Origin of the sequence: Shewanella sp. M-Br, assembly GCF_036245925.1 — a bacterium.
Classification (GTDB): Bacteria; Pseudomonadota; Gammaproteobacteria; order Enterobacterales; family Shewanellaceae; genus Shewanella; species Shewanella oncorhynchi.
Genome location: NZ_BJBV01000008.1, coordinates 193,832 through 205,128 on the forward strand (window position 1 = coordinate 193,832; position 11,297 = coordinate 205,128).

Below are 11,297 nucleotides of genomic sequence, written 5' to 3' on the forward strand. Positions count from 1 at the left end.
AAGGAAGCACAGACATGCACACGGGACGTTCATTTGCTCACGCTTCGCCACCTCGCGGCAGTATCAATAAGCAAAAGGGTGCAGTGTTACTTATCGTCTTAGTCTTCAGCCTATTAGCCAGTTTATTAGTCGTGACATCATTGCGAGATAACTTAGTACAAGAGCGACTGAGCGGGAACTTCCAGAAGCAAGTCAATGCGCAACTCACCGCCGAACAAGGCATGTATGAAAGCTATAACACCCTCAATGCGACTTTAATTAAAGTACCCCAAAGCACTACGACCTCCTTAAATGACAGCCTGCCAAAAAGTGCCTCAGGCAGTATCGACAGCAGCGCCTATACGTTGACAAAAACCGTGACCCCGAGCGCCGAACTCAGCGTCAACAGCACAGGGCAACACTTAGAAGGTCAAGCGAAACTCAATGCACTCTTTGCCCTAAAGGGCGCAAAGGGTAATAACATTTTTAACGATGCCATCGTTTCCTGCGAGAGCCTCAATCTCACCGGCAGTAGCACAATCGATGGTTACGACTCACGTAAAGGCGCCTACGGCGATAGCTTCAACAATGCTCAAGGCAACAACCAACTCAATAAGCATGGCAAAGGCAATGTAACGACGGTTGAACCGAATGCCGATGTAACCTTGTCGGGCAATTCGCCGATTTACGGCGATGTCAGTGCAACGGGAAATGTCACCCTAACAGGCTCATCTTCCCTAATGGGCAATATTCAAGGCAATAAAGATGTCATCTTAGGCACAGGTACAGTCGGGGGGAATATCACTGCGGGTCAGAATTTCGAGCTAAAGAACAGTGGGACTGTTGAAGGCTCAGTGCAAGCCAATCAGAATGCATCAACAGCTCCCGGTGCCAAAGTGAATGGGACACTTCAATATGGCGGCGATGGCACCTTTCATCAAAATAGCAGCATTGGCCAAACGGTGAATCTAGCACCCAATGTATCTCCCGTTCCCACTAAGTCCTGTGATCCATTAGATATTGGTGCCGTAATGGGAGGGTTTAAAATGCCCAACAATGGCGCAAGAACAATTGCATCAACCCAGAATGTAACCATTTCCCCAACGGGCTCGACTGCGAGTTCAGGTAACAGTAATGCGTTTCCTGCCCTGTCCTCAAGTTCAGAGAATATCTTCGGTTCTGAAACCCCAGTATTTAATCTCGACAGTTTAGTCATGAGTAGCGATGGTGTATTAAACATCAGCGGTGGGGATGTCACACTGATAATCAATGGTGACTTTAAAATGAGTGGCGCAAACCAACTAAATATCGCCCCAGGCTCAAGCCTAACGCTATTTGTGAATGGTGAGATTTCCTTTACGGCAGGCACCAATAACGGTAATAGCATTAAAAGCCAAACCCTAACCAGCAGCAATAAACCGCCGTTAGCGATTTATTCGGGTTCAAATAAAGATGTGACTGTCAGTGGAAGCGTACCGATTTACGCCGCGCTTTATGCGCCTAAATCCAAAGTCAATCTGCCCGGTGGTCCCGAAATCTTCGGCTCAGTAAGAGGTAAATCCATCACCGCCACGGGCAATGGCAAGATCCATTATGACAATGCCCTAGGCGAAGCCGATTTGGGCAGTGAAAATGCTATTCCGCCTGCGATAGTGCTTAAAGGTTGGCAATACTTATAATCCTGCTCCATTGGCCGTATCCCATATACGGCCAAGTACAAAGCCTCTCATCTACAATAATCTCAAAGCTTAAATATCAAACTGGGAGTTAGATCACTCGCAAAACTTTGATCCGGATCGACTATCGCTTTCAATACCTCTTGTGAGGTATACCCACATTTTTTATCAGGTCTAGACTCGCCAGTATCAGCACTCGGTTACCCTCCTTTTTAATCTTAAGTAACCGAGTTTACGCTACTACAGGTCATCCAATATGAGTCAGGAATACCACGTCACCAGCCTTGTGGTGCATGCCACGCCTAAAACCTTACAGCAGGTTGAAGCCAATATCCGCGCAATAGTGGGTACTGATATTCATGCAATTACACCCGAAGGAAAATTGGTCGTTACCCTAGAAGGGAGTAGCCAAAGAGCGATTCTTGACAATATTGAAGCCATCAATGCCCTGTCCGGCGTGTTATCTGCCAGCTTGATTTACCACCAAGTAGAACCCTTAGTACAAGAGAGTGAGGAAATATTATGAGCATAAGCCGCCGCGAGTTTCTCAAGGCCAACGCAGCGGTTGCCGCTGCGACGGCCGTTGGCGTCACACTTCCCATTAAGATGGTCGAAGCCGCCGAACAAGCTGACAGTATCAAGTGGGATAAAGCTCCCTGCCGTTTCTGCGGTGTGGGGTGTAGCGTATTAGTGGGCACCCAAGCGGGCAAAGTGGTCGCCACTAAGGGCGATCCTGAAAGTCCAGTCAACCGTGGCCTTAACTGTATTAAAGGTTATTTCCTATCAAAAATCATGTACGGCAAGGACAGATTAACCACGCCATTGCTGCGGATGAAAGACGGCAAATACCATAAAGAAGGTGAGTTCACCCCAGTCAGCTGGGATGTGGCCTTCGATACTATGGCCGCGAAATGGAAACACAGTCTCGCCACCAAAGGCCCGACGTCGGTAGGTATGTTTGGCTCTGGTCAATGGACTATTTGGGAAGGTTATGCCGCCTCTAAACTTCATAAAGCAGGCTTCCTTACCAACAATATAGATCCTAATGCGCGCCACTGCATGGCCTCAGCCGTAGGCGGCTTTATGCGCACCTTCGGTATCGATGAGCCCATGGGTTGTTATGACGATTTAGAAGCCGCCGATCAGTTTGTGCTCTGGGGCGCAAACATGGCGGAGATGCACCCAATTCTGTGGGCAAGAATATCCGATAGACGTTTAAGCAGTCCAACGTGCCGAGTGCATGTGCTGTCGACCTTTGAGAACCGCAGCTTCGATTTAGCCGATAACCCTATGGTGTTCCGCCCACAGTCGGACTTAGTGATCCTCAACTATATCGCCAATTACATTATTGAAAATAAAGCAGTTAATACCGACTTTGTTACCAAACACACTAAGTTTGCCTTAGGCGTTGACGATATAGGCTATGGCCTGCGTCCAGAACATCCATTAGAGAAAAAAGCTAAAAATCCAGGCAATGGTAAATCCACGCCCATTAGCTTTGACGAGTATGCCAAGTTTGTCAGCACTTATACGCTGGAATATGCCGCCAAGATGAGTGGCGTCGAGCCAGAGAAGCTGGAGATTTTAGCCAAAGCCTATGCCGACCCTAACGTTAAAGTCATGAGTCTGTGGACCATGGGCATTAACCAACACGTTCGCGGCGTGTGGGCGAACAACATGCTTTACAACATCCATTTGCTCACGGGCAAAATTGCCACACCGGGTAACAGTCCTTTTTCATTAACAGGTCAACCTTCGGCTTGCGGGACTGCCCGTGAAGTCGGTACTTTCGCCCACCGTTTACCCGCCGATATGGAAGTCACTAACGACAAGCACCGCGCCATTACCGAAAAGCTATGGCAAGTGCCAGAAGGGACAATTCCCGCCAAACCTGGCTACCATGCCGTACTCCAGAGCCGTATGCTCAAAGATGGCAAGCTCAACTGTTACTGGACCATGTGTACCAATAATATGCAGGCAGGCCCTAACATCAACGATGAGATTTACCCTGGCTTTCGTAACCCAGAAAACTTTATCGTGGTTTCAGATCCTTATCCAACCATCACAGCTATGGCGGCAGATTTAATTTTGCCAACGGCAATGTGGGTCGAGAAAGAAGGAGCTTACGGCAACGCCGAGCGCCGTACTCATATGTGGCATCAGCAAGTAAAAGCCCCAGAAGGCGCAACCTCAGATCTGTGGCAACTAGTCGAATTTTCGAAACGATTCAAAGTCTCCGAAGTCTGGCCAGCCGAACTGATAGCCAAACAACCGGAATACGCGGATAAAACCTTATATGAAGTGCTATTTGCCAATGGCGTGATCGACAAGTTCCCAATTTCCGATTGCAAAGCCGAATTAAACGATGAGAGCGGACACTTCGGTTTCTACCTGCAAAAAGGTATTTTCGAAGAATATGCAGCTTTCGGTCGTGGCCATGGCCATGATTTAGCCGACTTTGACCGTTACCATGAAACCCGCGGCCTACGCTGGCCAGTCGTTAATGGCAAAGAAACCCTGCGTCGTTTCGTTGAGGGGAGCGATCCTTATGTCAAAGCGGGTGAAGGCTTTAAATTCTATGGCAAGCCAGATGGCAAAGCGGTGATTTTCGCCCTGCCCTATGAGCCCGCCGCCGAAGAGCCGAATGAAGAATACGATTTATGGATGTCGACTGGCCGCGTGCTGGAGCATTGGCACACAGGCTCGATGACAGCCCGCGTACCAGAGCTTTACCGTGCCTACCCCGACGCGCAAATTTTCATGCATCCAGAAGATGCGAAAGCTCGCGGCGTACAACGTGGTGACGAAGTCATAGTGGCCTCACCGCGCGGTGAAGTGAAAACCCGAGTTGAAACCAAAGGCCGTAACAAACCGCCACGCGGCGTAGTATTTATGCCTTTCTTCGATGCGCGCCAGTTAGTCAACAAACTGATATTGGATGCGACCGATCCCCTGTCAAAAGAAACTGACTTTAAAAAATGCCCAGTGAAAGTCTTCAAGGCGGAGAATAACCAATGAGAAAAATACTCACCTTAACTGCGTTACTCGTCGCCATTACCGGCTGTTCAGGTCAGCAAACCGACACCAACGTAGCACCAGTTAATATTCAATCCCTCGCAGGAAACATGGCGATCACCGACATTCGCCCAGCCGATGCCATGGCGATTTATCCTAGTCGCGGCACCGCCATTGAGCGCAGTTTTAGCGAACAACCCCCACTCATCCCACATAAGGACGATTACAAGATCACCTTAGATAAAAATGGCTGTTTAAGCTGCCATAGTTGGGACAAGGCAAAACGCATGAAAGCCACGCCAGTAGCTAAGTCCCACGTGATTGATGATAAAGGCACAGTGAACGGGCATAACTATTTCTGTACTCAATGCCATGTCGCTCAGGCCGAAAACAAGCAACCACTCGTCGAGAATCAGTTCTCCGGCAAGTAAATCTCCATCCCCTGCAAAGCCAAGCCACCCGAATTGATTAGGGTGGCTTTTTTGCTATTTAAGCATCCAATCCTAATGAGTTAGCTTAGAGCCAGTAATGAGTATTCAAGTAAATATAAGACTAAACGTCTATCGCTGGTTCAGCGTCCGTTGCTGAACAGTGCTTTCACCAAGGAAGGGATTGAGCAGAAGTTAAAAAGGCAAAGTGAGAATCGAGGGAAATAAAAATAAGAGCAGAATCTAAAACACAGAAAAGTAAAAACCCAGCCTAGGCTGGGTTTACTTGTTGTTTTGCTTTATGCAAATCACCCGCTGGAGCCGTTTTAGTTACTTGCGCCGCTTTAGTGTTTTGCACATCTTTTGCCACAGGCATAGCCGCCTGCCACAAAGCACCTACCCACAGACTTGAACTTGATTTCATCGGTATTCCCCTGTTTTGTTAACAAGGTCAAAGTAATACTTAGGCTATCATTAGTAAAATGAATAAATTCCATAATATGGATTCCATTTGAGCATGAACATCCCAATCAAGACCTTACAGTGTTTTCTGACCTTAGTGGAAACTGAAAACTTTACCCGCGCCGCGCAGAAATGTTTTATCACCCAGCCGACACTAAGCAAAATAATCCAGAGACTTGAAGAAAGCCTTGGTGAAACCTTGCTGATCCGAAATAACCAAAAGGTTGAGTTAACTCAAGCTGGTCAGCTCTTTGAGCACAGTGCACGGGAAATCCTCGGCCAATGGCATAGACTGCAGGAGGACATGAGTAACCTTAGCGGTCTCAAATCGGGGCGGTTGCGACTGGGTGTATGTCCTATGATGAGCAGTCTTATTATTGGTTTGCTCACTAGCTATCGTAAGCGTTATCCGGGAGTTGAACTACACATGTATGAGTACGGTGGATTCGGCTGCGAACAAGCATTGCTCAATAACAGTCTTGATATCGCCTTTACCGCGCTCCCCACGACCCATGAGACAGAACTCGTCAACCAACCCCTGACTAAGTACCCTTTACTCGCATGCCTGCCTGAAGGACATCCCTTAGCCGAGAAAGACCACTTAAAATGGCAGGACTTCCAGCCCTATCCTTTTATCCTCTATAACGAAGACTTCTCCCTCGCTAAACTGATTAATCGCCTCAGTCGCAAAGCAGGTGTTCAACTAAATATTGCCTTTCGCAGCGGCCAGTGGGATTTCCTCGCCGCCATGGTCGAAGCCGATATGGGCGTCGCTATTTTACCTGAGCCTATCTGCAATCGATTAAGCACCAGTAAACTGGTCTTTAAACCTATGCAGCCCGCAATGACATGGGATCTGGCGCTTATTTGGCGCCAAAGTTTACCTTTAACACCGGCAGCCAAGGCCTTGCTCGAATTGAGTAAACAAAAAACTGAACGCTGAGAAGATAAAGCAAGAACTAATACCAATCACATTATTTTAAACAACGGGATACGAAACTTCGTCAGCCGTAGCGGGTGATTACAGTTGGATCTCGCCCATAAAAAAACCGCTGCGAGCCTAGAGGCCGACAGCGGTTTTTATTAGCTAAGGTAAGTTAAGAATTACTTCTTAGCTTCAGCAGCCTTACGTTCTTTAACTTGAGCAACAACTTTCTCAGCTACGCTAGCTGGACATTGGCTGTAGTGTGAGAACTCCATAGAGAACTGACCACGACCAGAAGTCATTGTACGTAAAGTACCGATATAACCGAACATTTCTGATAACGGTACGTCAGCTTTAACGCGAACACCTGTTACACCAGCAACTTGGTCTTTGATCATGCCGCGACGACGGTTTAAGTCACCGATCACGTCACCCACGTTGTCATCTGGGCTGAACACGTCAACTTTCATGATTGGCTCAAGAAGTTGTGGTTTAGCTTTAGCGATAGACTGACGGAAAGCGCCTTTAGCAGCGATTTCGAACGCGATTGCTGATGAGTCAACTGCGTGGAATGCACCGTCAGTTAATTCGAACTCAACGTCTAACACTGGGAAGCCAGCGATAGTACCTGTGTTCATCATGCTCGCGAAACCTTTCTCAACTGCTGGCCAGAATTCCTTCGGAACGCTACCACCAACAACTGAAGATTTGAACACGAAACCAGTGTTTGGCTCACCTGGGCGGATGATATATTCGATCTTACCGAATTGACCAGAACCACCTGATTGTTTCTTGTGAGTGTATTGATCTTCAACCATTTGAGTAATGGTTTCACGGTAAGCAACTTGTGGCTCACCTACGATCAATTCAACACCATAAGTACGCTTCAGAATGTCTACTTTGATATCTAAGTGAAGTTCGCCCATACCTTTAAGGATGGTTTCACCTGAATCTTCGTCAGTTTCTACGCGGAATGATGGATCTTCAGCGATCATCTTACCGATTGCGATACCCATTTTCTCAGAACCGCCTTTATCTTTTGGCGCTACTGCGATAGAGATAACTGGCTCTGGGAACACCATAGCTTCTAAGGTAACTGGGTGTTTCACGTCACATAAAGTGTGACCAGTTTGAACGTTCTTCATACCCACGATAGCGATAATGTCGCCAGCTTGAGCAGATTCAATTTCAATACGGTCATCAGCTAGCATTTCACACATACGGCCGATACGTTCAGTCTTGCCAGTCGCGCTGTTCAGGATGGTATCACCCTTCTTCAGACGGCCTGAGTAGATACGTACGAAAGTCAGGGCACCGAAACGGTCATCCATGATTTTGAACGCTAACGCTTTTAATGGCTCATCAGCAGAAACGATAGCGAATTCGCCAGTTTCGTTGCCTTCTTCGTCAGTTAATGGCTGTGGTTCAACTTCGTCTGGTGCTGGTAAATAATCAACAACAGCATCAAGAACCAGTTGCATACCTTTGTTCTTGAACGCAGAACCACAGTATGTTGGGAAGAAAGCCATAGTACGAGTACCTTTGCGGATACAACGCTTGATATCTTCGATAGATGGCTCTTCGCCTTCCATGTACGCTTCCATCACAGCATCGTCTTGCTCAACGGCAGTTTCGATCAGCATTTCACGGTATTCTTCAACCATGTCAACCATGTCAGCAGGTACATCTTGGATATTAAAGTTTTCTGGTAAACCAGACTCATCCCACACGTATGCTTTACGAGATAACAGATCAACAACACCAGTGAATTCGTCTTCAACACCGATTGGCAGAACCATAACCAGTGGAGTAGCAGCTAATACGTCTTTAGTTTGCTTAACTACGCGTAAGAAGTCAGCACCCATACGGTCTAACTTGTTTACGAAGATAATACGCGCAACTTCAGATTCGTTCGCATAGCGCCAGTTAGTTTCTGATTGAGGCTCAACACCGCCTGAACCACAGAATACACCGATACCGCCATCAAGCACTTTCAGAGAACGATAAACTTCAACGGTGAAGTCAACGTGTCCTGGAGTGTCGATAACGTTGAAACGGTGATCTCTCCAGAAGCAACTTACAGCAGCAGACTGAATAGTAATACCGCGCTCAGCTTCCTGTACCATGAAGTCAGTGGTAGATTCGCCATCGTGAGTCTCACCGGCTTTATGGATTCTTCCTGTTAACTTAAGGATACGCTCGGTGGTCGTGGTTTTACCCGCGTCAACGTGAGCGAAGATACCAATGTTTCTGTATTTGGATAATTCGGTCATGATTCAACTTTAATGAGTAGTTTAAGAAGTAGACGGAGTATGCGACAAACACCGACACACCGCACATCAGATTATTTTAGGCGCATATTGTAAATTGGAACCCTGCTCGGCGCAAATGGCTAGAGTACTTTTTCACGATAAAGTCGCGTAATAATTTAGATAAATAGCCATAAACACGAACTAAAACAGATAAGTAAAACACTTTAGCTTATTTTTCACTCAATCAATAAAAACCGTTAAATAAACCTCATTTTAATGGGATAAGGCGATTTTCAAGGGATTTCGATCATATCGTCAGTACAAACATCAAACATTAACCTGCAAGCATGGATGCTAGAACAATCATGTTATACCTATCTCCAAAATAGAGATGACATCCGCGACTCACTTCAATCGCAGTCTTTTAGCCAAATAACCACAAATCAGTCTTGAGTAAACCCTTACGTGTCGATGCACATTTGATTACGCCCTTGTGTTTTAGCACGATAAAGGGCTCGATCTGCCCGCTCAAAACACAATTGTATAGGTTCGTTTTCTGCGAGCTTAGCGACACCAAAACTACAAGTTAAGTGAACATTGTCAGTAAATTGATAATTATTAATCCTCTGCGCAATCCGCACACACAAGCTTTCAACTAATGGCAATGATGACTGTTGGCAGAGGATAACAAATTCTTCGCCACCCCAACGTGCGACCACATCAGAATCACGCACACAGTGCTGTAATACCTGTGACACTTGCTCAAGAATGCGATCGCCGACGTTATGCCCTAGCGTGTCATTAATCTCTTTAAAGTAGTCGATATCAATCATTACAAGGCACATGCCTGCCCCAGCAGATTTATCATGCTGCTCGTTATTAATAAAAAAGCGATTAAAGTAATGTCGGTTATACAATTTAGTTAAGGGGTCGTGGGTAGATAAAAATTCGAGTTCGGCATTTGACGCTTCAAGCTGTTCGCGTAAAGCTTCCAACTGCTTATTCTTATCGGTTAATCTTCGATTATATTGACTCATAAAGTAAGTTCTCGCCCCCAACATTAGGAGCAACAGACACGTCGCGCAGATAATTTGATACACAAGCGAATAGTTAGTCTCATCTATCACAGTCACATTATTCCACTTCTGATAAATCGTGATCCGCTCTTGCTCACTCACAGTGTTTAAGGCTTTATTTATCACGGGTAACAAGGACTCTTGACCATAAGCGCCCCCCATCCGTAACTCATCTTCCGGCCCGCCCCAACCCGCAATTTTTAAATGATCAAATCCCATTTGTTGAATGTAAGCGTTAACCGAAAACATTGATCCAACAAACAGATCTGCACGTTTATCCAGAACCGACTGCAATCCCGCAGGTTCACTGGCAACAGTAAGCATCTCTATCTGAGGATAATAATGCTGAATATACTCGGCTAAACGATAACCTTTGGGCACGGCTAAAATACGCGTATTGATATTCTCCAATCCTTGCAGAAAAGGCTGTTCTTTAAGTGAAACGAGCACATTGGGTGAGCGGAAATAGACATCACTGAAGTGCAGATAAGTCTCGCGTATTAGCGTTTTATTCAACATAGGGGTTAAATCGCACTGACCACTTTGCAAAAAAGATAAAGTTTCGGTCCAAGAAGATGTCGGCACTAGCTGAAACTTAAGGGAAGAATGTGACTCAACATGACGAATATAGTCCGATGAAATCCCCAGATGCTTACCTTCTCGTATTCCTTCATAGGGCAACCAATCAGGATCAACGCAATAACGGACTATCACAGCAGACTTGGCGCTAACATCTTGATCCGCAAGTTTAGTACTAGACACCATGAAACGATCAGCATTCACCAGTAATGGCATACACAGCAATAGCGACAATAACCTCAATAAGCCACGCAATTCCATTGAAATTTCAACCTAAAAGCTGATGCTAGATGGGGAATGTAAAAAGTGTATACGTGAAAACCACACAATACCAATTCCCATCATTGCTTATACGAAACGCTCGTTTGCCCATTGTGTCTTAACGCCTTCGTACATCAGCAAAACTTATCTCCATAAGGTAATCAGTTGATGGGAAAGAACGTTGCTAAGTTCACTCAGTCCTAAGTTCACTCAGTCTGAATTTGGTATCACATTTAAAAAAGCCAATATTTATTGCTTCATCATCAGGGCTATCCTAAATAACCAACCTTACTCGCCATCCAAAGCCATCATAGTGCCTTTTGCAAACTGCGATTATATGGAGCGGCACCTCACATTAACTTCTACAGCTACGTTCTTTGGCCGCTATACCGTGATCATGATGGACTGTGCGGGGGCATCAAGCAAAGATGGCAGAAGATTTTATAATCTGAGATAAAGCTGCCGCCTTATTCTCCGGAACTGAATCTGATAGAACAGTTGTAGCGGATATTAATAGAATTGATATAAAGCCAAATGGTGCAATTATTGGTGTCGTGGAAGGTAAAAAGGGATTATCGAGAGAAAAATAGGAGGAAAACAGACTAATTGAATAGACACTAGGCTGGATTTAACAAATTGCGAAT

8 protein-coding genes are annotated in these 11,297 nt (G+C 45.9%); 5 read left to right on the forward strand and 3 right to left on the reverse strand.

Annotation, left to right across the window (positions count from 1 at the left end):
* The first annotated feature begins 14 nt into the window (after positions 1–14).
* The 4 genes from AAA952_RS09060 to napB all read left to right on the forward strand — a co-directional run bounded on the left by AAA952_RS09060 (position 15) and on the right by napB (position 5,101).
* Complete coding sequence (locus tag AAA952_RS09060; protein WP_263207140.1) at positions 15–1,658, forward strand: DUF7305 domain-containing protein; 1,644 nt, start codon at positions 15–17, stop codon at positions 1,656–1,658.
* A 253-nt stretch (positions 1,659–1,911) separates the two neighbouring features.
* The gene (locus AAA952_RS09065) at positions 1,912–2,181 is read left to right on the forward strand and encodes a chaperone NapD (RefSeq protein ID WP_338256268.1); all 270 of its coding nucleotides are present in this window, start codon (positions 1,912–1,914) and stop codon (positions 2,179–2,181) included.
* Positions 2,178–4,673: a nitrate reductase catalytic subunit NapA gene (napA, locus tag AAA952_RS09070; protein ID WP_219252213.1), complete on the forward strand. Its 2,496-nt coding sequence runs from the start codon at positions 2,178–2,180 to the stop codon at positions 4,671–4,673. Before AAA952_RS09065 ends, napA begins: the two co-directional genes overlap by 4 nt.
* Complete coding sequence (gene napB / locus AAA952_RS09075; RefSeq protein ID WP_173246752.1) at positions 4,670–5,101, forward strand: nitrate reductase cytochrome c-type subunit NapB; 432 nt, start codon at positions 4,670–4,672, stop codon at positions 5,099–5,101. The genes napA and napB overlap by 4 nt, the downstream gene beginning before the upstream one ends.
* 268 nt (positions 5,102–5,369) lie before the next feature.
* Here the strand turns inward: napB and AAA952_RS09080 are convergent, their stop codons facing one another.
* Positions 5,370–5,522, reverse strand: coding sequence for a hypothetical protein (locus tag AAA952_RS09080; RefSeq protein WP_263204460.1), 153 nt, complete (start codon positions 5,520–5,522; stop codon positions 5,370–5,372).
* 93 nt (positions 5,523–5,615) lie between these two features.
* Here AAA952_RS09080 and AAA952_RS09085 point away from each other — a divergent pair, with 93 nt between their 5' ends.
* A complete protein-coding gene (locus AAA952_RS09085; protein WP_105251505.1) occupies positions 5,616–6,503 on the forward strand; it encodes a LysR family transcriptional regulator in 888 nt (295 codons plus the stop codon).
* A 161-nt stretch (positions 6,504–6,664) separates the two neighbouring features.
* Here AAA952_RS09085 and fusA read toward each other — a convergent pair whose 3' ends face one another.
* Positions 6,665–8,758, reverse strand: a complete 2,094-nt coding sequence (gene fusA, locus AAA952_RS09090) for an elongation factor G (RefSeq protein WP_107402610.1) — start codon at positions 8,756–8,758, stop codon at positions 6,665–6,667.
* A 440-nt stretch (positions 8,759–9,198) separates the two neighbouring features.
* Positions 9,199–10,653 (reverse strand): diguanylate cyclase, encoded by a 1,455-nt coding sequence (locus AAA952_RS09095; RefSeq protein WP_338256278.1) that lies wholly within the window; start codon positions 10,651–10,653, stop codon positions 9,199–9,201.
* Positions 10,654–11,297 lie beyond the last annotated feature (644 nt).

What these genes read in the sequence shown, in the direction of transcription:
- AAA952_RS09080 (WP_263204460.1), bottom strand. Translation starts at nt 5,522, where the DNA reads ATGAAATCAAGTTCAAGTCTGTGGGTAGGTGCTTTGTGGCAGGCGGCT.
- AAA952_RS09065 (WP_338256268.1), top strand. Translation starts at nt 1,912, where the DNA reads ATGAGTCAGGAATACCACGTCACCAGCCTTGTGGTGCATGCCACGCCT.
- napA (WP_219252213.1), top strand. Translation starts at nt 2,178, where the DNA reads ATGAGCATAAGCCGCCGCGAGTTTCTCAAGGCCAACGCAGCGGTTGCC.
- AAA952_RS09060 (WP_263207140.1), top strand. Translation starts at nt 15, where the DNA reads ATGCACACGGGACGTTCATTTGCTCACGCTTCGCCACCTCGCGGCAGT.
- AAA952_RS09085 (WP_105251505.1), top strand. Translation starts at nt 5,616, where the DNA reads ATGAACATCCCAATCAAGACCTTACAGTGTTTTCTGACCTTAGTGGAA.
- fusA (WP_107402610.1), bottom strand. Translation starts at nt 8,758, where the DNA reads ATGACCGAATTATCCAAATACAGAAACATTGGTATCTTCGCTCACGTT.
- napB (WP_173246752.1), top strand. Translation starts at nt 4,670, where the DNA reads ATGAGAAAAATACTCACCTTAACTGCGTTACTCGTCGCCATTACCGGC.
- AAA952_RS09095 (WP_338256278.1), bottom strand. Translation starts at nt 10,653, where the DNA reads ATGGAATTGCGTGGCTTATTGAGGTTATTGTCGCTATTGCTGTGTATG.